Source organism: Gymnodinialimonas sp. 202GB13-11 (genome assembly GCF_040932485.1).
In the GTDB taxonomy this organism is placed as follows: domain Bacteria; phylum Pseudomonadota; class Alphaproteobacteria; order Rhodobacterales; family Rhodobacteraceae; genus Gymnodinialimonas; species Gymnodinialimonas hymeniacidonis.
Map to the genome: position 1 here is coordinate 2298566 of NZ_JBFRBH010000001.1, position 23541 is coordinate 2322106.

Consider the following 23541-nt stretch of genomic DNA (forward strand, 5'->3'; position numbering starts at 1 on the left):
GCCCCTTCCATGACCCTGCCAACAACCATGCGCGCCGTTGTCCTGAAACGCCATGGCGGCCTTGATGGCCTGGAGTTTGAGGCCGAATGGCCCGTCCCAACGCCCGGCCCCGATCAGGTTCTGATCAAGGTGCTCGCCTGCGGCATGAACAATACCGACGTGAACACCCGCGCGGGCTGGTATTCCAAATCCGTAACCGAGGCCACGACAGGCGGCGCCTACGAGAGCCTTGATGGTGAGGCTGACAACACTTGGGGCGGCGCAGGCATCCAGTTCCCCCGCATCCAGGGCGCGGATGTCTGCGGTTTAGTCGTGGCGGCGGGTGCGAATGCCGACCAAAGCCTGATTGGTAAGCGCGTGATAACTGACAATTGGCTGCGCGACTGGAACGATCCGCTGAACATGCACAAGACCGGCTACTACGGGTCCGAGGCCGACGGCGGCTATGCGGAATACACCGTGACAGACCACCGTAACGTAGCCGCCGTTGACAGCCCGTTGTCCGATGCGGAACTTGCCACCTTCTCCTGCTCCTACAACACCGCCGAAGGTATGCTGGAAAAGGCAGGCGTCGGCGCGTCGGACGTCGTGCTCGTAACCGGAGCCTCAGGCGGCGTCGGCGGCGCGTTGATCCAACTCGCCAAACGGCGCGGCGCGACGGTTGTGGCTCTGGCCTCACCCGCCAAACACGCCGATGTCGCCAAATGCGGCCCAGATGCGATCCTGCCCCGGGCGCCAGAGAACCTGAAAGCGACTTTGAAGGAGGTCATTGGCCGGGACAGTGTCACCGTCGTCGCCGACATCGTCGCCGGTGACTATTTCCCGACCCTTATCGACGCCCTCGACCGGGGCGGGCGCTACGTGACCTCCGGCGCCATCGCAGGGCCCATCGTCAGCCTCGATGTGCGCACACTCTACCTGATGGATCTCAGCTTCTTCGGCTCAACCGTGAACCCGCCCCAGACCTTCAAAAACCTTGTGCGCTACATCGAAGCCGGGGACCTCACCCCAATGCTTGCCGCGACATATCCGCTGGAGGACTTCCACGCAGGCCAGCAGGCATTCATCGACAAGGTGCATACAGGAAATATCGTCGTGGTTCCTTAGTTGCCCACAGCAGCACTAGAACTTTTGAACCACAATTTGACGCATATGAGCCGGTATTAGATCCAGTTCTGATATTATTGGAACATCACTACACAATACGCTTCAGCCAACTTGCGAACGCAGTTGCCGCTGGCTGCGCGTCATTGAAAGATAGGAAGTACCCCTCCGATCCGGAGATTTCACCCGGATCAGCGCGCACCACTTGACCGGATTTCAGGGCGTGGCCCGCCAGCACTTCGCTGACCAGCGCGACACCCAAGCCATGCGCGGCCATCTGCAGAGCCATCCCATAAGTGTCAGTGAACAGCGTAGGCTGCCCCACTGGCCCAACCTGCTCCCGCCAGGCCTGCCAACCGCTCGATGTCCCCACGGCTTCGATCAACGGCCCGTCTTCCAAGGGCATCTGAAGGCCGGGTGCCTTCAGCGCGATTAACGTATCACTCCCCAGCAAAACCGCACCCTCGCCCGCCTGCTTGGCAGAGCCGAAACGCACTTCCACGTCCGCCCGCGCGGTGTTGAAATCATCCGCCCAGATCGCCCCCAAAAGCCGAACCCGCGCGTCAGGATGCGCCGCCTGAAACGCCGCCAAATGGGGTGCGATCACCCACTGCGCCACGCTGACCGAGGTCGCCACCGTTAGCAACTCTTCTCCCGGTGCAGCCGCGACCAAGTCTGCCGCCGCAGCCAAGCCATCCAATGACGCGCTGACCTGCGGCAGTAACCGTCGCCCATCATCCGTCAGCGCCAACCCGCGCGGCAGGCGTGTGAACAACGGCACCCGCAACCGCGTCTCCAACGCTTTGACCTGCTGACTGACCGCCGATTGGGTCAGCCCCACTTCTTCTGCCGCCGCGGTAAAACTCAGGTGCCGTGCAGCCGCTTCAAACGACCTAAACCATGTCAAAGGAGGAAGCGATTTCGCCAAGGGTCAACTCCGGTATTAGCGTTATTAATACCAAAGGCCATAATTCCCTCGTTTGTCAAAGAAACAGGCGCTTTCTACGGTCACGCGACTGAACCGGAGACGCAAATGACCCCCGAAATCCGTAAAATCGTCACCTACGACGAAGAGGTGCTGATCGAAGGCTTCCGCCCTGTTGCCAAGCCGTGGCGCTTGTTCGCCGTCGCGGCTGTGGTCAAGAACCCATGGGCCGGCCGCTATGTCGATGATCTGAAACCGGAAATCCAAGCCTATGGCCCAATCCTTGGCGAAATGCTGACCGACCGCATGATCGCGCTGGCAGGCGGCGGCGACAAGATCGAGGCCTATGGCAAGGCGGCGGTCGTTGGCCTGAACGGCGAGATCGAGCACGCCTCAGGCCTCATCCACACGCTCCGCTTCGGCAATTTCTTCCGCGAGGCCGTGGGTGCGAAGTCTTACCTCGCCTTTACCAATACACGCGGCCCCGCCAACGCGCCCATCATGGTGCCGCTGATGGATAAGGACGATGCCGGGCGGCGGTCGCACTACTTGACGATCCAGTTCGCCACCCCCGATGCGCCCCGCGATGACGAAATCGTCGTCTGCCTCGGCGCCGCCCTCTCTGGCCGCCCGCACCACCGCATCGGCGACCGCTACCAAGACCTCAAGGATCTGGGCCATGACGTGGACAACCCGGCCGCGGTCTGACCTCTCCGGCCTCGCCTGCATCCGTGCGGGCGACGGCCCTCAGGTCGTGCTCTTGCACGGCGTGGGCCTACGGTCGGAGGCGTGGAATGCGCAGATCGATGCGCTTTCCGCGACCCATTCCGTGATCGCCATCGACATGCCCGGCCATGGTGAGACGCCCTTCACAGATTTCACCATCGAGACCCAAGCCGCCCAGATCCTGCGCGCCATCGACGGCCCATTCACGGCCATCGGCCATTCCATGGGCGCAATGATCGCGGTCGAACTCGCCCGCCAGGCCCCGACCCGCATCAAAGCCGTCGCAGCCCTCAACGCGATCTTCGAACGCACGCCCGAGGCGCATCAAGCCGTGCAATCCCGCGCCGCCTCCCTCGACGGCCCGTCCAACCCCGCGCCAACGCTCGACCGCTGGTTTGGCTACACGCCGTCCCCGGAACGCACGGCCTGCGAAACCTGGCTCCGCGACGTCGATCCAGCCGCGTACAAACACGCCTACACCCTCTTCGCCGCCTCAAACGGCCCATCCCGCAACACTTTACGAACGCTGTTCTGCCCCGCCCTCTTCCTGACCGGCGGGGATGAGCCGAATTCGACCCCCAAGATGTCCCACACCATGGCCGCCCTCGCCCCGAAAGGCCGCGCGGAGATCATCCGCAACGCCGCCCACATGATGCCAATGACCCACGCGACCTACACCACCAACGCCTTGAAACCCCTGCTTGAAAGGACCTGACCCATGGAGTTCTCCCTCTTCGCCCATATGGAACGGATCAGCCCCGACCAACCGCAGGACCTGCTGCGCGAAGAATTCCTGAGCCTGTGCAAAATGGCCGACGAAGGCGGGATGCGCGCCATCTGGACGGGGGAACATCACGGCATGGATTTCACGATCGCACCCAACCCGTTCCTAACGCTGGTGGACCTCGCCCACCACACCAAGAACGTGCGTCTCGGCACCGGCACCGTGGTCGCGCCCTTCTGGCACCCGATCAAGCTGGCGGGTGAGGCCGCCTCCGCCGACATGCTCACCGGCGGGCGGGTCGAACTGGGCATCGCGCGCGGCGCCTATTCCTACGAATATGAGCGGCTGATGCCCGGCATGGACGCGTGGGAAGCGGGCCAAAGGATGCGCGAAGTCACGCCGCTCCTCCCTCAACTCTGGCAAGGTGATTGCGCGCATGAAGGTGAATATTTCAGCTTCCCCGCCACCACCTCCGCGCCCAAACCTGCACAACCCGATGGCCCACCCATCTGGATCGCCGCCCGTGACCCGAACAGCCACGAATTCGGCGTCCACAATGGCTTCAACATTCAGGTCACGCCGCTATGGCAGGGGATGGAGGAAATCGAAACGCTGATATCCCGCTTCAACGATGCCTGCGAAACTTACGCAGGGCCGCGTCCCAAAATCATGCTGCTTCACCACACCTACGTCGCCTCAGACGACGCCGACACGGCGCAGGCTGCCCAAGACCTCTCCCGCTTCTACTGCTATTTCGGCGCGTGGTTTCAGAACAAGCGCCCCGTGACCCAAGGCCTCATCGAAACGCTCACCGACGAGGAACTCAAAGCCAACAAGATGATGGCGCCAGAGAACATGGCCCGCGATTTGACCATCGGCACCGCGCAGGAGGTCATCGACCAGATCAAGCGCTACGAAGACCTTGGCTATGACGAATACTCGTTCTGGATCGACAGCGGCATGTCTTCTGAGCGAAAACAGGCCTCCCTGCGTCGTTTCATCGACGATGTCATGCCCGCTTTTGCCTGAGGACAGACGATGACCCAACCGCATTACCAACTCTTCATCGACGGCGCATGGACCGAAGGCGCGCAGGGCCAGACCATGGCGTCTGAGAACCCAGCAACCGGCGAGCCATGGGCCACTTTCGCCTGCGCCGCGCCCGAGGATGTCGACCGCGCCATCGCCGCCGCCCGCCGTGCTCTGGATGCGCCGGCATGGCGCGACATGACCCAGACGGCGCGCGGAAAGCTGCTCTACAAGCTTGCCGATCTTATAGAGGAATATGCGCAGGAAATCGGGCGGATTGAGACGACGGATTCCGGCAAGCTGCTCGCCGAAACGGCCAGCCAATCGGCTTACGTAGGCGACTACTACCGCTACTACGCGGGCCTTGCCGACAAGATCGAAGGCGCGGTTCTGCCCATCGACAAGCCAGACATGCACGTCTTCACCACGCGCCAACCCATCGGCGTGGTCGCGGCCATCGTGCCGTGGAACGCGCAGATGTTCCTGACGGCCACCAAGCTCGGCCCGGCGCTCGCGGCAGGCTGCACCGTGGTCTTGAAAGCTTCTGAGATCGCCCCTGCCCCGATGCTGGAATTCGCCAAGCTCATCGAAGCCGCAGGCTTCCCACCCGGCGTCGTCTCCGTCATTACCGGCGACGCCGAGAACTGCGCCATCCCGTTGACACTTCACCCGGACGTGGATCGCATCGCCTTCACCGGCGGGCCCGAAACGGCCCGCCACGTCGTGCGCAATTCCGCTGAAAACTTCGCCGTTACGACGCTTGAACTGGGCGGAAAATCCCCCATCCTCGTCTTCGATGACGCAGATCTGGATGGCGCCGCCAACGGCCTCATCGCCGGAAACTTCGGCGCGTCGGGCCAAAGTTGCGTCGCCGGATCGCGCGGCCTGATCCACCGCCCCATCCTCGACGCGCTTGCCGCCAAGATCGAAGAGAAGATGACCGATGTCCGCGTAGGCGACCCGCTAGAGGCCACAACCCATATCGGCCCCCTCTGCACCAACGCGCAGGTCGAAACGATCAAGACGACCCTCGCCAAATCCACCGAACAGGGGGCCACCATTCGCTTCGGCGGCGCGCCCCTCGACCGACCGGGCAACTACATGGCGCCCACCCTCGTCGAATGCGCGGGCGCCGAGACCGAGACGCTGAAAGTCGAGATGTTCGGCCCCGTCATGTCGCTTCTGCCATTCGACACGGAGGAGGAAGCCATCGCGCTGGCCAATGCCACGCCCTTCGGCCTCGGCTCAGGCGTGTTCACGCAAAACGTCGCCCGCGCCCATCGCGTCTCGTCACGCCTGAAGGCTGGCATCTGCTGGGTGAACACCTACCGCGCCGTCTCGCCCATCGCGCCCTTCGGCGGGTTCAACCAATCGGGCTATGGGCGCGAGGCAGGCGTCGAGGCGATCCTCGACTACACCCGCACCAAGACGACGTGGATCAACACGTCCGATGCGCCTATGGCGAATCCGTTTGTGATGCGGTGAGTTACATCCGACAGGGGGATGATTGGTGCGGTCGAGAAGACTCGAACTTCCACGGGAGTTACCCCACAGCGACCTCAACGCTGCGCGTCTACCAATTCCGCCACGACCGCACGTGATCAGGTAGTGCGCCGCTCTCTAGCTGGTCCGCTCTCGCTTGTGAAGGGGGCGAACGATGCGGGGCCGCACTTTTTTCATCGCCTGCATTGAAATGAAAACGGCGCGCCGAAAAGGCGCGCCGCTCAGGTCATTGGGGTTCGTTTACTGCTGAACCTGGAACTGCTGCACGGCCCCAAGCGCGGTGATGTTCGGCTCCTGCGAAATCAGCGGCTCAAGCGCGGGCTCGTTCCCGGCGGGCGCAGGTGTGGGCACCTGAACCGGGGCGGGCTGCACACCAGCCACCTGCTGCGGCGCGGGGGCCACAGCTTGCGGCGCGATGGTCGGCGCAGGTGCAACAGCTTGTGGGGCGAATGTCGCAGCGCCGGGGATCACAGGAACCTGCGGCTGAAGCGCGGTCGGCGTCGGCTGAAGCTGACCGCCAAAGGTCACGGCCACAGCCTGACGGATCAGCGGCAGGCGACCGGCATCGGACGGACTGAACACAGCCGGTGCACCAGCGGCCAACGCATTCAGCGAGGCGTCATACCATTCGTGCGCGCGATGCTCATCCTGCGTGACGCCAAAGCCTTCGCGCAGGTGGTGGCCCAGAAGCTCGCCATAGGCAGGCTCACCGGAGGCGACGAGGATCAGGGCAGAACCCATGGCCATCTGCATGTCATCGGCACCATAGCCGACACCGAGGCAGACACGCGCGGTTGCGGCCAGTTCGGCCTGCGGAATGCCGGTGGTGATCGCAAAGCCCTGCGCGGCGGCAGTCGCCTGCTGCGGGCTAACAATGCCCACAAGGCTGGCTTGCGCGGAAACCGCTTCCGAGAAGCCCTGGCATTGCACCGAGATCTGCTCATAGGTCATGCCGACAATTGCTTCGGTCAGGTCATGGCCCTGGTTCACGGCACTGGCGCGTGCCGTGCAGAACTGCTCGGACAAAGCGAAGCCAGGGTTGGACAGGTTGCCAAGGGTCATCATGCCGCCATTGGCCTGGCCCTGAAGGGCGACGGCGTCACAGCGCGACGAGAGAACGGGGGCGTCAGAAGCCCCGGCGAAGAGGTTCGGAACCTCTGTCGCACCACTGGCCGATGCAGTCGTGACAGGGGCACCGCCCTCGGGCACCACGGTGGTGGTGGCTGGATTAACGATAACGGTGGTGGTCGACCCGCCTGGATTGCCCGCTACTGTGGGGCCTGTCGTACCGTTCAGCACGTCACGATAAGCAACCAAAAGCGGCGCGCCGGTCAGGCCACCCGATTGCGCGGCCCCACCATTGGTGGCCCAAAGATAAGCGCCGATCAGGTACTGCGCCTGCGGCTCGGGGAAAGAGCGGCCGTTGACGGGATACCCCAAAGCGGCCTGATAGCGCTCCACGGCGGCGCGGGTGGCCGGGCCAACCTGGCCGTCCACGAATCCGGCGTCGAAGCCGAAATAGTTCAGCGCCGTTTGCACCTGACGGCCCGCTTCCGTTGCGGGGATCGCCGGGCGTGGCGGGTTATAGGTGGCCTGCGGGCGCGGCTGCGACGGCGGGCGCGGTGTGGCGGCGGGCGGCTGACCCTGTGGGGGCGGCGCGGGGCGGATCACCTGCGGCGGGCGCTGTGGCTGTTGCGAGGCTGCAATCCCGCCAAGGATGGCTCCACCCAGCAGAAGGCCGCCAATCAGGCCGCGCGCATCGTCAACCTGCGCTTGGGCAGGGGCCGAGGCGATGGGGGTTAAGGCAATCGCTGCAATAAGCGACGTTGTGGTCAAATACTTCGAAAACATAAGAATCTCTCCGGGGCAGCAGAAGGGGTAATCTCTCTCATATACACGGTATCAGCCGAATCGCCGAATCCAGATGGGGGAAAACCCTACTTCGCCAGCACCCGCCGCCGCACCAGCAGGATGGCGAGGGCAAGGGCCACCAGACAAATGATCCAAAGCCCCATCATCGGCACCTCCCCGAACAGCAACCGGTTCAACCGCCGCCCCGGCAGCAGCGTCAACAGCCCCGCTAAAGCCAGCCCCTGCCAATAAAGCGCCCTCATCTCCGCCCCGTGCTTTGCGCGCTGGCCCCGCCAAAGGGCGGCCAACCCTACGGAAAGGCTCCACAAAGCCCAAAGGGAGAGGAGATGGATCGGCCCGAAAGGCCCGATCAGCGGAAACAGAGAGGCCGGGATAAGCAGACCGGAGATCGCCAAGACACCCATCACGAACACCCAAAGAGCCCCTGCCCCGTGATGCAGCCAATCCCGGCTGTGCCGGAAGATCGCCACCGGCCCCAGCGTGATTGCCGCCAACGCCGCCCCGATATGGACGCGCACTGCCAAGGGGGCCTCAGTCACTATCGCCCAGTCCATCACGCCAATGCCCCCGCACGCGGGCGGCGGTTCAGGTGGTAGAGGGCGACAGCCACAGCAACCGCGCCAATCAGCCAAAGACCCAACTCATCCCGACCGCCAAAGACTACCGCGTTCATCCGTCGTCCCGGCAGGAAATTGAACGTCCCAGCAACCAGAAGGCCGTACCAATAAAGGTTCCGAAACACGATATGATGCGCCCAGTATCGACCCTGCACCGCATGGCGCACACCCACCCAAAGCGACCAGAGCGTCAAAACCGCCAGCGCGTGGATCGGGCTGAGCGGACCGATCAGGGCAAATTCACGGATCCCGAACGACGACAAGGCCAGCGCGGCCATTGCCAGCACCCAGACATAGCCGGTGATCCTGTGCAGCCGATCGCGCCGTTTGCGCAACAGCACGAATGGACCAAGGACAATCGAGATCAACGCGCAGGCAACATGAACCTGGATCACCGGATCAGCGGTCGTCAGGGGGGAGAGGGTCATCGGGGCCTCCAAGTTGTGGCAGGGATGTTCGCATTGGGGTAAGCAATGGCAGCGGGTCGCATTTGGCCCAACAATGCTTACGCAAACGGCAGGCCAGACTTCGTGAACGACACCCAATCGCAATCCGCGCTTCGTGAATGGCGGACGCTTGTGACGCGCCCGGTGACATGGGTGGTCATGGCCTCCATCGCGGCTTTGCTCACGATCATCGGCCCGTTCGAGACGCTGACCCGGCTGAGCCTTGCGCCGCGCTTTGCCTATTGGCTGGCGATGGTTGTGCTGACCTATTCGGTGGGTTTCGCGGCCAATGCGATAGTGAGGCGCTGGGTATCCGGTCAGAATGTGGTGATCCGTGTTTTGAGTGTCGGCCTTGCTACGGGCCTTGGCATTACGCCGGTGGTGACCGCGCTGAACTACCTGACCTTCGGCTACATTCCCGGCCCCGATGACTGGCCGCTGATCCTTGTGCAATTCTTCGCAACAGCCCTGATCGTGACGATCATATTCGAGGTCTTGACCCCACCCGCCTCGGAGGCCACGGAACAACGCCCGCCTGCCCTGCTCGACCGCTTGCCACTCGAAAAACGCGGCCCGCTCCTGTCGCTCTCGTCCGAGGATCACTACACCCGCATCCGCACCGCCAAGGGCGAAGAGATGGTCCTGATCCGCCTTGCCGATGCGATCCGAGAGGCCGCGCCAACGCCGGGCCTGCAAGTGCACCGCTCGCACTGGATTGCGCTGGCCGCCGTGAATGCCGCACGGCGTGACGGAGATCGGGCCATCGTAACCCTCTCAGACACAAGCGAAATTCCAGTCAGCCGCGCCAACGTGCCCGCGATAAAGGAGGCGGGGCTTCTGCCCCGGTAAGCCATGGTCGAATGGATCACCTCCGACGCGCTAGTCCCCTATGACGTTGCAGTGTCCGAGATGGAGGCGCGCGCCGACGCCATCGCGCGTGGCGAGGCGGGTGAGGCCGTATGGCTACTGGAACACCCACCGCTCTACACCGCCGGAACGTCCGCCAAGCGCGAGGATTTGAAGGACCCCGACCGCTTCCCCGTCTACGACACGCGGCGCGGCGGGCAATACACCTATCACGGGCCGGGACAACGCGTGGCCTATGTGATGCTCGACCTCAACACGCGCGGCCGCGACATTCGCAAATACGTGGAAACGCTGGAAAACTGGGTCATCACGGCGCTGGCCGAGTTCAACGTGAAGGGCGAAATTCGCCAAGGCCGCGTCGGCGTCTGGGTCGAACGGCCCGAGAAAGCCCCCCTGCCCGACGGTTCCTCCCGCGAAGACAAGATCGCCGCCATTGGCGTGCGCATCCGCAAATGGGTCAGCTTCCACGGCATCTCGATCAATCTCGAGCCTGACCTGAGCCATTTTGACGGCATCGTTCCCTGCGGGATCGAAGGCCACGGGGTGACGTCCCTCGTCGATCTGGGCCTGCCAGTGACGATGAACGACCTCGATCTGGCCCTCAAACGCAGCTTTGACGCGGTTTTTCAGGCCCCTTCAGGCGCGTAAACGTGCACAATATTGCCTGAATCCAAGGGCCGCTGATCGCCTGCGCCAATTTTACCCACCCGATCTTCACACAAGCGCGAGATGTCGCGTTGATCCGTATACAAGGGCGCACTAAACCGTCCCCTAATAGACTCGATTTCGGGACCTATCGTGGTGCCGAAGCGCCAGACCAGCCAGCCGCCCTTCAGACGGGCGCAGGCATCAAAGCGCGATAAGACGCGAACAGGAGACGACCATGGCAGACGCCACGCTCTCAGGGCACGAGGGACACGACCGCCCGAACTTCTTTGTTCGGTGGTTCATGTCCACCAACCACAAAGACATTGGTATCCTTTACCTCTTCACCGCAGGCCTTGTCGGCCTCGTGTCGGTGGCTTTCACCGTCTACATGCGGATGGAGCTGATGGAACCGGGTGTGCAGTACATGTACATCCCGTTCGAAGCCGGTGTTGACGGCGTTCAATCCATTTTCGCCAGCCTGGGTGAGGCTTTGGCGGCTGCTGGCGGGGGCACGAACGCCTTCGCGGATCAGCTTTCCAGTCTTGAGGGCACGCTGACCAGCGCAGCGCAAACCATTGATGGCGAAGCCATGGTGGTGGTCGAAGGCGGCCTGCGAGCCGAAACGGTTGCGGCGTTTGAGACCATGATCGCAAGCGCCAACCCTGCAGAAGCCCAGGCTTTGTTGGGCGCAATGGACCAGTTGGACGGCAACCCCGACGGCCACCTGTGGAACGTGATGATCACGGGCCACGGCGTTTTGATGATGTTCTTCGTCGTTATCCCCGCCCTCTTCGGCGGCTTCGGCAACTACTTCATGCCGCTGATGATCGGCGCGCCTGACATGGCGTTTCCGCGCCTGAACAACCTGTCCTACTGGATGTATGTCGCGGGCACCTCGCTGGCCTTCTGCGCCACGTTCATCGACGGCGGGGCCGGCCCGGGCTGGACCTTCTATCCGCCGATCTCGGCTCAAGGGGTTGAGACCTCTCGCGCGGTGGACTTTGCGATTTTCGCCATCCACGTCTCGGGTGCGTCGTCGATCCTCGGCTCGATCAACTTCATCACCACCTTCCTGAACATGCGCGCCCCCGGCATGACGCTGCACAAAGTGCCGCTCTTTGCCTGGTCCGTTTTCGTCACGGCATGGCTGCTTCTGCTGTCGCTGCCGGTTCTGGCGGGTGCCATCACCATGCTGCTGACCGACCGCAACTTCGGCACGGCCTTCTTCGATCCGGCCGGTGGCGGGGACCCGATCCTGTTCCAGCACATCTTCTGGTTCTTCGGTCACCCCGAGGTTTACATCGTGATCCTGCCCGCGTTCGGCGTGATCTCCCACGTTGTGGCGACCTTCTCCAAGAAGCCGATCTTCGGCTACCTGCCGATGGTCTACGCGCTGGTGGCAATCGGTGGTCTGGGCTTCGTCGTGTGGGCGCACCACATGTACACGGTCGGCATGACGCTGACGCAGCAGGCCTACTTCATGGTGGCTACGATGGTGATCGCGGTGCCCACGGGCATCAAGATCTTCTCGTGGATCGCAACGATGTGGATGGGTTCGGTGACGTTCAAGACGCCGATGCTGTTCGCCATCGGCTTTATCTTCCTTTTCACGCTGGGTGGTACAACCGGCATCATCCTGTCTCAGGCTGGCGTCGACCGGGCCTATCACGACACCTACTACGTCGTGGCTCACTTCCACTATGTGATGAGCCTTGGAGCTGTGTTCGGTATCTTCGCCGCCGTCTACTACTGGATGGCCAAGATGTCGGGGCGTCAGTACCCCGAATGGGCCGGTAAGCTGCACTTCTACGTGTTCTTCATCGGGGCCAACCTGACGTTCTTCCCGCAGCACTTCCTGGGCCGTCAAGGCATGCCACGCCGTTACATCGACTATCCGGAGGCCTTCGCGCTCTGGAACTGGTGGTCGTCCGTGGGTGCGTTCATGTCCTTCGCATCGTTCATCTTCTTCATCGGCATCGTGTTCTACACACTGGCCGCTGGCCGTCGCGTGACCGAGCCCGCCTATTGGGGCGATCACGCCGATACGCTTGAATGGACCCTGCCCAACCCGCCGCCGGAGCACACCTTTGAGGAGCTTCCGACGCGTGAGATGTGGGACAAGCAACCAAACCACTAATGCGCTGGTTTGAGACCACAGCACTGATCTGGATAGGCGCCCTCATCGGGGGCGCCTATTTTCTATGGACGGAGGCCGGGGCGAATTGGCTGATACAGTCACCTATCGAACGGGCCTTTCACGACACCACCTACATTGCTGCGCACCAATATTATATGAGACAGCTTCTGCTCATCCTCATCGGTGGGGCGGCTGTTTACGGTGCCATCCTGTGGTTGGGCGGCGCCGCGTTGCGGAGCATCGCGACTATCGCGGCCATTCTGTGGGGAGCAGCCCTCTGTCTGATGGTCCTTCCACAGCACATCTTCGCGGGAACGGGTATGCCCCGCCGCTATATCGACGCGCCTGAAACCATTGTGACTTGGTACTCCGTCGCCAACATCGCCAGCCTGCTGGCAGTGCTTTGTGCCGCTTTTCTGCTTGTCCTACTGGCCATCGCGGTGGTGCAAAAGCTGCGCGAAGGCGGTCGGGCCATCACATGATGCCAATGGCACGCACGTTTCTGAACGCCGCCCTTTTCGCAGGGTTCGCCTTCGTCCTTTGGGGAATAATCTCGGACCTATCCGGCATTCGGGTCAGCCAGGCCACAGACGAAGGAACCTACGAGGATGCCTACTATGTCGTCGCCCACGTGCATTTGATTATGGGCATCTTAACGGCTCTTGCACTGCCAGGGTTGAGCCACCTGTTTGTCCTGCGCAAGGCCGCCCGCGTCTGGATGCTATATGCAAGCTATGCCTGCCTGTTTCTCAGCCTTGCTGGTATGCTCCTCTGGGCCCATCCTGAATGGATTCTGGGCGATCCGGGGCCATGGCGTTACACCGATTACTCGAACCTTGCCAACCGCTTCGCTGCCGTTACCTTCACAGGCGTGGCGATGGTTCTGACCGCCAGCGTCACCAGCCTAACCTTGGCTATTCTTGAACTGATCCACCGCCGCAAATCGACCTGACGACAATGCCGATCCAATCCGCCGATCCCGACCCGACCCCCAAAGGTCCCCCGCGCCTGCACCTTGTGCTGACGCCCTACAAAAGCCTCACGCCCGAAGGGTTCGTGTGGTTCATCGGCGTGACCGCCGCGCTGATTTCCGTACCTTTGTTCTCCATCCTCGGCACCTCCGTCTTCTGGGCGCTTTTGCCCTTCCTGATCGCAGCGATATGGGGCGTGTGGGCAGCGCTGAAACGGTCATGGCGCGATATGGATCTCTATGAGGAAGTCACTGTCTGGGATGACCTGATCCGCATCGAACGGCACGAGCGCAAACGCGACATGAAGGATTGGGAGGCAAACCCCTATTGGGTCCGTGCCACGCTCCACACTAAGGGCGGGCCGGTGCCGAACTACCTGACGCTCACCGGCGGTGCACGCGAAGTAGAGTTGGGCCGGTTCCTGACCCCATTGGAACGGGTGGAGCTCAAGGGTCTGATCGAGAAAGAATTGCGCGCCGTCTGACCTCTGCCAAACGGCGCGCAGTCGTCGTCTAGGCGTCTTCGGTTACACGGTTGGTCGCCGTGTCAGGGGCAGTGACCTTGCGGCGCTCGATCGCCATTCCGATCCCAGCCTCCTTAAGCGCTGCATTGAAGGCCTTTGTGTCGATGTCCGAGGCCGCGGCTACCGCTATCAACTCCGCCAACGCCTCCGGGGCGCGATCCAGATCAAGGTTGGCCACACTGTCGATAAGTTCGAACTCGCGCGGGTTCTCGAAAATCGGGAACGGGAAGCCGCTTTCCGCCTCGATCTGGTTCAGCGCCGAACCCGATGCCAACGGCAACCCGGCCTGTGTCTGGCTTTCGATCACTTCGCCGTCGCGGAAATAGGTCGCGCGATTCTGCGGTGTCAGCAGCACATTCGCTGGCCGATCCAACTGGGCCTCAAAGCTCAGGAATTGACCGTTGGCGACCAGCAGCGACGGAAGGCGCAGCGTGACGTAACCCCGGGCTTCATAATCCGCCGGATCGCCTGTGCCGTCACCGATAGGCTCAGGGAACGGATCAGCGGGAAGGATCGCGACCTTTGCGGTTGCATGGGCCGGGATGGTGATGAACCGGTTCAAGCGGAACGATTTGGACGCGGCACTGCCGGACAACGAGTAGCTGAAATCGTTGTTGGTGCCAGCCACATCCACGATCACTGTGGTGTTGCCTGCAAGGGTTCGCATCGGGTCACTGACAGGCGAGGTCACAAGGTCCAGACGAAACGAAAGCGCCTTTTCCTCTAGGTTCGAGATGCTCAGGAAATAGCCCTGCAACACCGTATCGGCGGGCGGCACGGGCGATTGCGGCTTAAAGATAAGTTCGAAATGAGAAACGTTCATAAGGGGTAGCCTCCAATAGACTTGGTTTGCAAAATTGCGAATGGTCGTATTGTTCGTGAGAGCCCGAACATGCTGCGCGCCTATGGACCCAGGCCCGAGTAGGGAATCCCGCCATTGCTGGATGGACGACAATGAGCAGGGTCGATTCCGCAGGTGCGGACCGTCGCCCAGAGCGGCGAAATTCAGCCTAGCCTGTTAACACCTTCTTAACCCCACCATAGGAAGAAGAGGATCGGTCGACCAACCGGATCCCCAGAGTGTTTGCATTTTCTCCAATGTCAGTCCGCGAAAGCGGTCGGGGAATGGAACACTGCGCATCCGTTCCCGGACCTTTGGGTCCGGCAAACCGGTCCGCTTCGGCGGCGCCGCCTCTCTTTTCTGAACTGAACGGCCCGCCGATTCCTGAAAATCGGCCGGTTTTGAGAAATCGGTGCGCAAATCCGGCGGGCCACGGTTATCTTCCCTCCATCATTCGGATCGGGAGCGCTCTGCTCATGGAAATCCTCGACCTTGCCCTGCGCATTGCCTCCATCGCTCTGATGGGCCTGCTGGCTTTGCTGCTGGTGCGCCAGACCCGCATCGGGTGGGAGGGGCGCATTTCATTCATTGCCGTGGCGGCGACGGAGACCGCATTTCTGCTCAACACCACGCTCATGCCATTGGGTTTTCCGCCCGCGCTCAGCGCCAACTTGACCCTTTTGGCAAGCCTGTCGCCCAACGCAATCACATGGCTGATCGTGACAATCTTCCTCGACCCGCCGCTGCGTCGCTGGCCGTGGCTCGTTGCCTCCTCCATCGTCTCGGCGCTGTTCTACCTGCATCAGATCATGCCCGACGCGCCGCTGGCCTATCTTTGTGCCTTCTCCGGCATGGCCCTCTACGGCGCGCTTTTCGTTCTGGCACTTTGGTCGTCTCGCGATGACCTCGTCGATTGCCGCTGCCGTGCGCGTCCCGGATTTGCTGCCGCGATTGCAGGGCTTGGCCTGATCCTGACCGGCGGGCAGGCCTTTGGCATGTTGGAAGAAGGCACAGCGGTCATGGCGCTGCTGAAATCCACGGGCATCTTCGCCGTGACCTTCGCCTTCGCCCTCTGGATCCTCAGCCCCGATGTCACGCTTTGGCCTAGCAGCCAGAACACGCCGCCCAGCCCCGCGCCCAAACCCGCCCCGCAAGATCCCGACGCTGCGTTGATCAACCGGTTGGACGCCGCCATGGCCGACGGCATCTGGCGGGAGGAAGGGCTGACCATCGGCGCGCTTGCCGCCCGCCTTGCCGTGCCCGAACACCGCCTGCGCCGCGCCATCAACGGCGGGCTGGGGCATCGCAACTTTTCCAGCTTCATCAACCGCCAGCGGATCGAGGCGGCGAAGGCGCAACTGGCCGACCCCGATCTGTGTGGCAAGACCGTGCTTGAGATCGCTTATGACGTGGGCTTCGCCTCCCTCGGGCCATTCAACCGAGCCTTCCGGGCGGATACGGGCCAAAGCCCTACCGAATACCGCCGCACGGCCTGCGAGGACCTGAGCCCAGACCTCGCCGATTCTGAAAACATCACGCCGATCCGCGCAAATCTGCACTGATTTCCAAACCCGGCGCGCCTCGCAACGCCGGGGCACCCATCCTCCTGAACACACGCAATCCAGATCAGGAGTTTCCCGATGCGCCCCACCCTTCTTGCCGCCCTCATCGTCCTGGGTTTCGCCGCACAGGCCTCTGCCCAAAGCGTCGCTTTGCCCTCGGTCAGTTTTCCTGAACCCGGCACGTTCTGCGGCCCGTTCCAACTCTGCCAGCCCGACCTCGTAACCCAAGGCACGAACGGCTGATCTCTCTCCCCGTCCCTTGCGCCACGCGCCCGCAATTTTTCGCAAGAAAAATTGCCCCCCGGCGACCGCGAAGCGGGCGCAACCCCGCAGGGGACAACGCAAAGGGGCGGCTGCATCCGCAACCGCCCCTTTCAATTCATACCGCTGAAAGCGCTCAGCTCAGCCGGGCCTTCACCATCGGGCCAACCGCGCCGAAATCCATCTGACCGGCATACTTGCCCTTCAGCGCGCCCATCACGCGGCCCATATCGCGGATGCTATCGGCCCCTGCCTCGGCAATCGCGGCCTCAACGGCGGCCTCAGCCTCTTCTTCAGACAGCTGGCGCGGCAGATAATCCTCGATCACGGCGATTTCCGCCTGCTCCTGCTCGGCCAGCTCAAGCCGCCCGCCCTCTTCATAGGCGCGCGCGCTTTCCTGCCGCTGCTTGACCATCTTCGCCAGGATCGCCAGCACTTCACCATCGTCGACGCCTTCGGAATTGCCCTTGGCGCGCGCAGCGATGTCCTGGTCCTTCACGGCCGCATTGATCAGGCGCAGCGTGGACAGGCGCACCTGATCCTTTTCGCGCATTGCCGATTTGATACCGTCGGTGATCTTTGTTCTCAAACCCATGGGTCTATTCCCACCTCTTGGTGTCTCGAAGGCGCCTAGATAGGGATGGTCCGGCCCATGCGCAACCCACGAGCCTTGACCCGCCCCGCCCGCGCCCTTAGACCACCGAAAGTTTGCCCGCCTGCCGCCATCAGAACCCGGAGCCGCTGCCATGTCCCACGATCATCCCACCGCCTGCCTCGTCCTTGCCGATGGCACCATCTTTTATGGCAAAGGCTTCGGCGCGACCGGTATGCGCGTGGCGGAACTCTGCTTCAACACCGCCATGACCGGCTATCAGGAGATCATGACTGACCCCTCCTATGCGGGCCAGATCGTGACCTTCACCTTCCCCCATATCGGCAATACCGGCACGACGGCGGAAGATGATGAAACCGCGGAGCCGGTCGCCGAAGGCATGGTCGTGAAATGGGACGTGACCGACCCATCCAACTGGCGCGCGCAAAAGCACTTGGTAGATTGGCTCTCCGCCACAGGTCGCATCGGCATCGGTGGTGTGGACACACGGCGGCTGACCCGCGCGATCCGGCAGCAGGGCGCGCCCCATGTTGCGCTCGCCCATGACCCGGAAGGCAAATTCGATATTGAGGAAATGGTCGCCGCCGCCCGCGCCTTTTCGGGCCTCGAAGGGCTCGACCTGGCCAAAGAAGTGACCTGCGCGCAGAGCTACCGCTGGGATGAGATGCGGTGGGCCTGGCCCGAAGGCTACACCAAGCGCGAAGGCCCCGCCCCGAAGGTCGTGGCGCTCGACTATGGCGCGAAACGCAACATCCTGCGCTGCCTCGCCTCCGCTGGCCTCGACGTTACTGTCATGCCCGCCACCGCCACGGCGGAGGAGGTTTTGGCCCAGTCCCCCGATGGTGTCTTCCTGTCCAACGGCCCCGGCGATCCGGCAGCAACCGGTGAATACGCCGTGCCGATGATCAAGGGCGTGCTCGACGCAGACATACCCGTATTCGGTATCTGCCTCGGTCATCAGATGCTGGCGCTGGCCCTAGGCGCGCGAACGGTCAAGATGAACCACGGCCACCATGGCGCGAACCATCCGGTCAAGGAGGTCTCCACCGGCAAGGTCGAAATTACTTCGATGAACCATGGCTTCACTGTCGACAGCCAGACCCTGCCCGATGGCGTGTCCGAGACGCATGTGAGCCTCTTCGACGGCTCGAACTGCGGCATCGCGGTGGACGGCAAACCGATCTTCTCGGTCCAGCATCACCCCGAAGCATCCCCCGGCCCACAAGACAGCTTCTACCTGTTCGAACGCTTTGCCGAGGCCGTGAACGCCCGCGCCAAGACCCCGGCTTAAGCGTCGCCAGCGCCATCAATCGGCATTTGCAGCAAATCGTTTACGGTTTGTTAACCAGCCTCGTCCAAGTCTGGTACTGAAACCACGAGACGAAGGGCCGATTTTGGACGGGGACCTCCCCCAGGAACACCGACCGCCTGAGCGGTCCCGGGCCATATCCGTCATGGCCCGCGCGGCGCCGCGTGCGCGCGCGCTTGCCCGAAGGGCGTCCGGGCAAACCTCCAAACATCACGACGAAGCCGCGCATTTGTCGGCCCTTTTGCAGGTCCGTGGCCTGATCACGCCCGCCGATCTCGCCCGGGCCGAGCGCGCACAGCGTGGCACATCCCTGCCGCTCGGCCAGGTCCTTCTGACACAAGGTGCGATCAGCGAGGCAGAGCTTCTGTCCGCCCTCACCCATATGTACGGCGTCGGGCTGGCCGATTTTGACGTCACTCCACCGGACCGCAGCCTTGCGCCGCTCCTGCCCGCCAAAGCAGCCATCGCCCATGAAGCCGTGATCTGGCAACGCAGCGGCTCCACCCTTGTCATTGCCACCAGTCGCCCCGACCGCATGGAAGAACTGCGCGCAGCCCTGCCACCCGGAACGCGCATTCTCAAGGCTCTAGCCGCCCGTGCGCAAGTGATCGAGGCGCAACGCCGTGTCTATGGCCCGCGCCTTGCGCGCGAGGCCGAGGCCCGCGTGCCGGCCCGCCATTCCTGTCGGTCTTGGCGCGGAAGCACGCTCACACGCATCTTTTTGGCCGCGGTGGGTGCTATTGCCATTGGCCTTCTGACCGCGCCCCAAGCCGTTACCGTGGTTGTCTTCGGGTTGGCGATTGGCGTGTTCGCCGCCAACAGTGCATTGAAGATCGCAGCCCTGATCGCTTCCGTCCGCGCGGCCTCCGGCCAAGACGAGCCGCCTGAGGTCGAAAGCCAGTTTCTGCACTTGCCCACCGTCTCGATGATCGTGCCCCTGTTCCGTGAACCGGAAGTGGCCGGTGCGCTCGTCGACCGCTTGCGCCAGATCGACTATCCGCATGAACGGCTTGATGTGCTACTGGCCATTGAAGAGGAAGACCCCCTTACCCTGTCGGCCCTGCGCATGGGCACGTTGCCGCCCTGGATGCGGGCTGTGATCGTGCCACGCGGCCACCCACAGACCAAGCCGCGCGCATTGAATTACGTGCTGAACTATGCCCGCGGCGACATTGTGGGGATCTACGACGCAGAAGACCGGCCCGAGCCGGACCAGATCCGCCGCGTTGTGCAGCGCTTTGCCGAGGTGCCGCAAGACGTCGCCTGCCTGCAGGGGCGGCTCGACTACTACAATGCCCGGCACAACTGGCTGAGCCGCATGTTCACTGCCGAATATGCCGCGTGGTTCCGCGTGCTGCTGCCTGGGGTGCAGCGCCTTGGGCTTGTGGTGCCCCTTGGCGGCACCACCCTGTTCCTGCGCCGCGATATCGTGGAACAGGTCGGCGCTTGGGATGCCCATAACGTGACGGAGGACGCCGAACTGGGCCTGCGGCTTGCACGGGCCGGTTACAAGACCGAGATCGTGGACACGACCACATTCGAAGAAGCCAATGCCGCCATCGGCCCGTGGATCCGCCAACGCTCTCGCTGGTTGAAGGGTTACCTGATGACATGGGGGGCCGCGATGCGCCGCCCGTCCGAGCTTTGGCGCGAATTGGGCCCCTGGCGGTTCTGCGCCCTGCAAGTTCAGTTTCTGGGGGCGGTGCTTGGCTTTCTTTTGGCGCCCTTGCTTTGGAGCTTTACGGTCAAATTGTTCGGTGTTTGGCACCCGCTGGATGCGGTGCTGTCGCCTAAGGGCTGCCTTATCCTCGGCGGGGCGATGCTGGCGGGCCTCATCCTGTCTATTGCCGTCTCTCTCTACGCCTGCCGCGCCCCGCATTTGCGCCATCTACGCCCCATGACGCCGCTGGTCGAACCCTACTACCTGTTCGGCACCGTTGCCGCTTGGGTTGGATTGGTGGAGGTGATGGCCAAGCCTTTCTTCTGGGCCAAAACGACCCACGGCGCATTTGGCGGATCAGACGCGGATCACAGCGCCGACAACGGCACCGCCGACAAACAACTTCACGCCGCTGAGTGAGCGATCACGCGCCTTGTGCTTCTTCCTTCAGGCGCACCTTAAAGGCGGTCGACAAATGCGACTTCAGCGCCTCCGCTGCGCGGTCGCCATCCTGATCGGCAATCGCGTCCACGATTGCCTCATGCTCCGCCAGCGCATCCTCGCCCCGGCCTTCCGCCGCCAAAGAGGTGCGCGCCATCAGCGCCATGGAGCGATAAACAAGGTCCAATTGCTGCACGAGATAGCGGTTGTGCGAGGCCAGATGGATCTGGTGATGGAAGCGTTTGTTGGCGCGAGAAAGCGCCTGCGGATCACCCAGAAGCGCGCGATCCTGTTCGACCATATCGCGCAAGACGGCGACCTCCTCTGAGGCGGCATGTTTGGCGGCCAGCCGCGCGGCCAGCCCCTCCAACTCCTGCCGGACGGTATAAAGCTCCGCCATCTGCCCATGGTCCAGCGAGGCCACAATCAGCGAACGGCCGTCCCGCGTCAAAAGCGATTGCGTTTCAAGCCGTTGCAACGCTTCGCGGATCGGCGTGCGGCTAACGCCAAAACGCTCCGCCAACTCGCTTTCCACCAGACGCGCGCCGGGGCGATACACGCCCGCATCAATCGCATCCAAGATCATCGCATAGGCGTCTCTCTGGCTGACGTCGCTCATGTCACGCTTCCCTTACAGTCCCTGTGCGGACGCTACGCGAGGCCCGCCCGCACTGTCCAGTATCCAGTGGTCAGTGACTTGCCCATCAGCGCACAGCCCGGTAGCCCGCTTTCATGGCACAGCTCACAGACATCGAAACCTGGGTCTTCGACCTCGACAACACGCTTTATCCGCCAAGCATGGCGCTGTTTCCGCAGGTCAACGCGAAGATGACAGAGTGGGTGATGGACACGCTTGGCGTCAGCCGCGCCGAGGCCGACCATCTGCGCCACAGCTACTATGCGGAGCATGGGACAACGCTGGCCGGGCTGATGCAAAACCACGCCGTCGACCCTGAGCCATACCTTGTCGCCGTGCACGACATCGACTTTTCCGTCCTGTCGCCCGACCCGGCGCTTGCTCGGGCGATCAAGGCCCTGCCCGGCCGCAAGATCATCTATACAAACGGCACGGCACCATATGCCGAGGCCGTTACCGCCGCCCGTGGCCTCAGCGGCTTATTCGACGCAATCTACGGCGTGGAACACGCGGCCTATCATCCCAAACCCTCTTCCAACGCATTTGAGACCGTCTTCGCAATAGATGGCCTGTCGCCGAACCGTGCCGCGATGTTTGAAGATGAAGCCCGCAACCTTGCCGTCCCCCACGCGATGGGCCTGACCACGATCCACGTCGCGTCTGAACGTAATCCCGCAGACCACATCCACCACCACACAAGCGACCTCGCTCCCTTCCTCGCCGCACTCACCTAGACCCGTCCTCCTTGTTTCAAAAAACCTCGGGGCTCAGCGCGCGCTGCCCAAGCCTGATCGCCGCAGGACCGGCAGGCGCAGAATAGTCGCGTGGGCAAAGCCCACTCCGCTGACCAACGCCCCGAGACCTTCTGCCGCCTTTCCCGCAGCGCCGCAGCGCCTACCTTTCAAAACATGAACGATTTGCAAGACATCGACATTTTCGTCTCGGGCGGCGGCGTGGCCGGGCTCGCGGCGACCATCGCCTTCGCACAAGCGGGCTTCACCACCCTGTGCGCCGACCCGGCCCCACCCATCACGGATCGCGACAGCGATGGCGCGGACTTGCGCACCACAGCCTTCCTGCAACCCAGCCAGGCCTTTCTGAACCGGATTGGCCTTTGGCCGCGCCTCGCCGACCATGCCACGCCATTGCAGGTCATGCGCATCGTCGATGCGGGCGGGCCCGAACCCGTTGCCCGCGCAAGCCACGACTTTGACGCCGCCGACATCTCGGACGCGCCGTTTGGCTGGAACCTGCCCAACTGGCTTTTGCGGCGTGAGATGGTGGCCCATATCGAGAGCCTGCCGAACGCCACCTTCCGCCCCGGCACCGGCACGGCGGACGTGCTGACCCGCGCGACCGAGGCGCGCATCCGCCTGAGCGACGGCACACGCCTGCGTGCCAAGCTGATCGTCGCCGCAGATGGCCGCAACTCCCCGGTGCGCGAGGCCGTGGGCGTGCCCGTGCAAACAACGCGCTATGGCCAAAAGGCACTGGCCTTTGCCGTCACCCATGACGCGCCGCACGGCAATGTCTCGACCGAGATCCATCGCACCGGCGGCCCGTTCACACTGGTCCCGCTGCCTGACCATGAAGGCCGGCCCTGTTCGGCCATTGTCTGGATGGAACCCGGGCCCGAGGCGCAGCGGCTGGCCGCCCTGCCCGAGCCTGCATTCGAGGCCGAGATGACAGAACGCTCCGCCCATCTCTACGGCCCGCTGAAACTCGTTTCCCGCCGCACGATCTGGCCGATCATTAGCCAAAAGGCAGACCGCCTGACGGCTGAGCGCACAGCCTTGGTGGCCGAAGCCGCCCATGTTGTCCCACCGATCGGCGCACAGGGCCTGAATATGAGCCTGGGCGATATCGAAGCCCTATTGGATCAAGCCGAAGCCAATCGCGACGATCCCGGTGCGGCAGACGGGCTGGCCCGATACAACCGGGCGCGCTGGCCTGAAATCTCAGCCCGCGTGGCCGGGGTCGATGCGCTCAACCGTGCCTCAATGACGGAAAGTCAGCCTCTGCGTGACATGCGCATGCGCGCGCTGGGGGTCCTGCACGCAGCCACACCCGTGCGAAAAACGCTCATGCGCATGGGGTTGGGCACCAAGGGGTAACGCAGCGCCCG

At 63.0% G+C, this 23541-nt stretch carries 24 protein-coding genes and 1 tRNA gene; 17 read left to right on the top strand and 8 right to left on the bottom strand.

The features are described from left to right. The first annotated feature begins 9 nt into the window (after window positions 1-9). Window positions 10-1107, top strand: a complete 1098-nt coding sequence (locus tag V8J81_RS11450; RefSeq protein ID WP_368475880.1) for an alcohol dehydrogenase family protein — start codon at window positions 10-12, stop codon at window positions 1105-1107. 88 nt (window positions 1108-1195) lie between these two features. On the opposite strand, the gene V8J81_RS11455 is transcribed toward V8J81_RS11450, so the two are convergent. Beyond that, window positions 1196-2032, bottom strand: coding sequence for a LysR family transcriptional regulator (locus V8J81_RS11455; protein ID WP_368475881.1), 837 nt, complete (start codon window positions 2030-2032; stop codon window positions 1196-1198). A 105-nt stretch (window positions 2033-2137) separates the two neighbouring features. Here V8J81_RS11455 and V8J81_RS11460 point away from each other — a divergent pair, with 105 nt between their 5' ends. From V8J81_RS11460 to V8J81_RS11475, 4 genes are read left to right on the top strand one after another with little or no spacing between them, the layout of a single operon-like run. Further along, window positions 2138-2737: an amino acid synthesis family protein gene (locus tag V8J81_RS11460; protein ID WP_368475882.1), complete on the top strand. Its 600-nt coding sequence runs from the start codon at window positions 2138-2140 to the stop codon at window positions 2735-2737. Beyond that, complete coding sequence (locus tag V8J81_RS11465) at window positions 2709-3470, top strand: alpha/beta fold hydrolase (RefSeq protein ID WP_368475883.1); 762 nt, start codon at window positions 2709-2711, stop codon at window positions 3468-3470. The genes V8J81_RS11460 and V8J81_RS11465 overlap by 29 nt, the downstream gene beginning before the upstream one ends. 3 nt (window positions 3471-3473) lie before the next feature. Beyond that, window positions 3474-4508 (top strand): LLM class flavin-dependent oxidoreductase, encoded by a 1035-nt coding sequence (locus V8J81_RS11470; protein ID WP_368475884.1) that lies wholly within the window; start codon window positions 3474-3476, stop codon window positions 4506-4508. A 9-nt stretch (window positions 4509-4517) separates the two neighbouring features. Continuing rightward, on the top strand, window positions 4518-5993 hold the full coding sequence (locus V8J81_RS11475) for an aldehyde dehydrogenase (RefSeq protein WP_368475885.1): 1476 nt from the start codon (window positions 4518-4520) through the stop codon (window positions 5991-5993). Between the two features lie 23 nt (window positions 5994-6016). On the opposite strand, the gene V8J81_RS11480 is transcribed toward V8J81_RS11475, so the two are convergent. The 4 genes from V8J81_RS11480 to V8J81_RS11495 form a co-directional block, all read right to left on the bottom strand. Continuing rightward, window positions 6017-6103 (bottom strand) — tRNA-Leu (locus V8J81_RS11480). A gap of 148 nt (window positions 6104-6251) precedes the next feature. Further along, a complete protein-coding gene (locus tag V8J81_RS11485; protein ID WP_368475886.1) occupies window positions 6252-7862 on the bottom strand; it encodes a peptidoglycan-binding domain-containing protein in 1611 nt (536 codons plus the stop codon). An 86-nt stretch (window positions 7863-7948) separates the two neighbouring features. Then, window positions 7949-8437 carry a DUF2306 domain-containing protein gene (locus V8J81_RS11490; protein ID WP_368475887.1) on the bottom strand — a complete coding sequence of 163 codons (489 nt, stop codon included), beginning with the start codon at window positions 8435-8437 and terminating at the stop codon, window positions 7949-7951. Then, entirely contained in the window at window positions 8437-8928 is a 492-nt protein-coding gene (locus tag V8J81_RS11495) for a DUF2306 domain-containing protein (protein WP_368475888.1), read from the bottom strand. Before V8J81_RS11495 ends, V8J81_RS11490 begins: the two co-directional genes overlap by 1 nt. A 102-nt stretch (window positions 8929-9030) precedes the next feature. On the opposite strand from V8J81_RS11495, the gene V8J81_RS11500 reads away from it, so the two are divergent. From V8J81_RS11500 to V8J81_RS11525, 6 genes are all read left to right on the top strand, one after another. Then, entirely contained in the window at window positions 9031-9795 is a 765-nt protein-coding gene (locus V8J81_RS11500) for a LytTR family DNA-binding domain-containing protein (RefSeq protein ID WP_368475889.1), read from the top strand. A gap of 3 nt (window positions 9796-9798) precedes the next feature. Beyond that, a complete protein-coding gene (gene lipB, locus V8J81_RS11505) occupies window positions 9799-10461 on the top strand; it encodes a lipoyl(octanoyl) transferase LipB (RefSeq protein WP_368475890.1) in 663 nt (220 codons plus the stop codon). Between the two features lie 235 nt (window positions 10462-10696). After that, entirely contained in the window at window positions 10697-12598 is a 1902-nt protein-coding gene (locus V8J81_RS11510) for a cytochrome c oxidase subunit I (RefSeq protein ID WP_368475891.1), read from the top strand. Window positions 12599-12753: 155 nt separating this feature from the next. After that, window positions 12754-13080: a hypothetical protein gene (locus tag V8J81_RS11515; protein WP_368475892.1), complete on the top strand. Its 327-nt coding sequence runs from the start codon at window positions 12754-12756 to the stop codon at window positions 13078-13080. A 5-nt stretch (window positions 13081-13085) separates the two neighbouring features. After that, complete coding sequence (locus V8J81_RS11520; RefSeq protein ID WP_368475893.1) at window positions 13086-13550, top strand: heme-copper oxidase family protein; 465 nt, start codon at window positions 13086-13088, stop codon at window positions 13548-13550. 5 nt (window positions 13551-13555) lie between these two features. Further along, the gene (locus tag V8J81_RS11525; RefSeq protein WP_368475894.1) at window positions 13556-14053 is read left to right on the top strand and encodes a DUF2244 domain-containing protein; all 498 of its coding nucleotides are present in this window, start codon (window positions 13556-13558) and stop codon (window positions 14051-14053) included. A 28-nt stretch (window positions 14054-14081) separates the two neighbouring features. Here the strand turns inward: V8J81_RS11525 and V8J81_RS11530 are convergent, their stop codons facing one another. Beyond that, window positions 14082-14915 (bottom strand): hypothetical protein, encoded by an 834-nt coding sequence (locus V8J81_RS11530; protein WP_368475895.1) that lies wholly within the window; start codon window positions 14913-14915, stop codon window positions 14082-14084. 494 nt (window positions 14916-15409) lie between these two features. Between V8J81_RS11530 and V8J81_RS11535 the strand changes: the two genes are divergently transcribed. Together V8J81_RS11535 and V8J81_RS11540 are read left to right on the top strand one after the other, a co-directional pair. After that, window positions 15410-16495, top strand: a complete 1086-nt coding sequence (locus V8J81_RS11535) for an AraC family transcriptional regulator (protein WP_368475896.1) — start codon at window positions 15410-15412, stop codon at window positions 16493-16495. Between the two features lie 78 nt (window positions 16496-16573). After that, entirely contained in the window at window positions 16574-16738 is a 165-nt protein-coding gene (locus tag V8J81_RS11540; RefSeq protein WP_368475897.1) for a hypothetical protein, read from the top strand. 154 nt (window positions 16739-16892) lie between these two features. Here the strand turns inward: V8J81_RS11540 and V8J81_RS11545 are convergent, their stop codons facing one another. Continuing rightward, entirely contained in the window at window positions 16893-17351 is a 459-nt protein-coding gene (locus V8J81_RS11545) for a GatB/YqeY domain-containing protein (RefSeq protein WP_368475898.1), read from the bottom strand. A gap of 151 nt (window positions 17352-17502) precedes the next feature. Here V8J81_RS11545 and carA point away from each other — a divergent pair, with 151 nt between their 5' ends. Beyond that, complete coding sequence (carA, locus tag V8J81_RS11550; RefSeq protein WP_368475899.1) at window positions 17503-18660, top strand: glutamine-hydrolyzing carbamoyl-phosphate synthase small subunit; 1158 nt, start codon at window positions 17503-17505, stop codon at window positions 18658-18660. A gap of 163 nt (window positions 18661-18823) precedes the next feature. Next, window positions 18824-20758 (top strand): glycosyltransferase family 2 protein, encoded by a 1935-nt coding sequence (locus tag V8J81_RS11555; protein WP_368475900.1) that lies wholly within the window; start codon window positions 18824-18826, stop codon window positions 20756-20758. A 4-nt stretch (window positions 20759-20762) separates the two neighbouring features. On the opposite strand, the gene V8J81_RS11560 is transcribed toward V8J81_RS11555, so the two are convergent. Further along, the gene (locus V8J81_RS11560) at window positions 20763-21398 is read right to left on the bottom strand and encodes a GntR family transcriptional regulator (RefSeq protein WP_368475901.1); all 636 of its coding nucleotides are present in this window, start codon (window positions 21396-21398) and stop codon (window positions 20763-20765) included. 113 nt (window positions 21399-21511) lie between these two features. On the opposite strand from V8J81_RS11560, the gene V8J81_RS11565 reads away from it, so the two are divergent. Next, window positions 21512-22150 carry a pyrimidine 5'-nucleotidase gene (locus tag V8J81_RS11565; protein WP_368475902.1) on the top strand — a complete coding sequence of 213 codons (639 nt, stop codon included), beginning with the start codon at window positions 21512-21514 and terminating at the stop codon, window positions 22148-22150. Between the two features lie 174 nt (window positions 22151-22324). Further along, window positions 22325-23530 carry a UbiH/UbiF family hydroxylase gene (locus V8J81_RS11570; RefSeq protein WP_368475903.1) on the top strand — a complete coding sequence of 402 codons (1206 nt, stop codon included), beginning with the start codon at window positions 22325-22327 and terminating at the stop codon, window positions 23528-23530. Window positions 23531-23541: the final 11 nt, after the last annotated feature.

Coding starts and splice junctions, on each gene's coding strand:
- V8J81_RS11520 (WP_368475893.1), top strand. CDS start 13,086: ATGGCACGCACGTTTCTGAACGCCGCCCTTTTCGCAGGGTTCGCCTTC.
- V8J81_RS11530 (WP_368475895.1), bottom strand. CDS start 14,915: ATGAACGTTTCTCATTTCGAACTTATCTTTAAGCCGCAATCGCCCGTG.
- carA (WP_368475899.1), top strand. CDS start 17,503: ATGTCCCACGATCATCCCACCGCCTGCCTCGTCCTTGCCGATGGCACC.
- V8J81_RS11465 (WP_368475883.1), top strand. CDS start 2,709: ATGACGTGGACAACCCGGCCGCGGTCTGACCTCTCCGGCCTCGCCTGC.
- V8J81_RS11485 (WP_368475886.1), bottom strand. CDS start 7,862: ATGTTTTCGAAGTATTTGACCACAACGTCGCTTATTGCAGCGATTGCC.
- V8J81_RS11510 (WP_368475891.1), top strand. CDS start 10,697: ATGGCAGACGCCACGCTCTCAGGGCACGAGGGACACGACCGCCCGAAC.
- V8J81_RS11540 (WP_368475897.1), top strand. CDS start 16,574: ATGCGCCCCACCCTTCTTGCCGCCCTCATCGTCCTGGGTTTCGCCGCA.
- V8J81_RS11565 (WP_368475902.1), top strand. CDS start 21,512: ATGGCACAGCTCACAGACATCGAAACCTGGGTCTTCGACCTCGACAAC.
- V8J81_RS11475 (WP_368475885.1), top strand. CDS start 4,518: ATGACCCAACCGCATTACCAACTCTTCATCGACGGCGCATGGACCGAA.
- lipB (WP_368475890.1), top strand. CDS start 9,799: ATGGTCGAATGGATCACCTCCGACGCGCTAGTCCCCTATGACGTTGCA.
- V8J81_RS11560 (WP_368475901.1), bottom strand. CDS start 21,398: ATGAGCGACGTCAGCCAGAGAGACGCCTATGCGATGATCTTGGATGCG.
- V8J81_RS11495 (WP_368475888.1), bottom strand. CDS start 8,928: ATGACCCTCTCCCCCCTGACGACCGCTGATCCGGTGATCCAGGTTCAT.
- V8J81_RS11515 (WP_368475892.1), top strand. CDS start 12,754: ATGAGACAGCTTCTGCTCATCCTCATCGGTGGGGCGGCTGTTTACGGT.
- V8J81_RS11570 (WP_368475903.1), top strand. CDS start 22,325: ATGAACGATTTGCAAGACATCGACATTTTCGTCTCGGGCGGCGGCGTG.
- V8J81_RS11450 (WP_368475880.1), top strand. CDS start 10: ATGACCCTGCCAACAACCATGCGCGCCGTTGTCCTGAAACGCCATGGC.
- V8J81_RS11525 (WP_368475894.1), top strand. CDS start 13,556: ATGCCGATCCAATCCGCCGATCCCGACCCGACCCCCAAAGGTCCCCCG.
- V8J81_RS11535 (WP_368475896.1), top strand. CDS start 15,410: ATGGAAATCCTCGACCTTGCCCTGCGCATTGCCTCCATCGCTCTGATG.
- V8J81_RS11460 (WP_368475882.1), top strand. CDS start 2,138: ATGACCCCCGAAATCCGTAAAATCGTCACCTACGACGAAGAGGTGCTG.
- V8J81_RS11490 (WP_368475887.1), bottom strand. CDS start 8,437: ATGGACTGGGCGATAGTGACTGAGGCCCCCTTGGCAGTGCGCGTCCAT.
- V8J81_RS11545 (WP_368475898.1), bottom strand. CDS start 17,351: ATGGGTTTGAGAACAAAGATCACCGACGGTATCAAATCGGCAATGCGC.
- V8J81_RS11470 (WP_368475884.1), top strand. CDS start 3,474: ATGGAGTTCTCCCTCTTCGCCCATATGGAACGGATCAGCCCCGACCAA.
- V8J81_RS11555 (WP_368475900.1), top strand. CDS start 18,824: ATGGCCCGCGCGGCGCCGCGTGCGCGCGCGCTTGCCCGAAGGGCGTCC.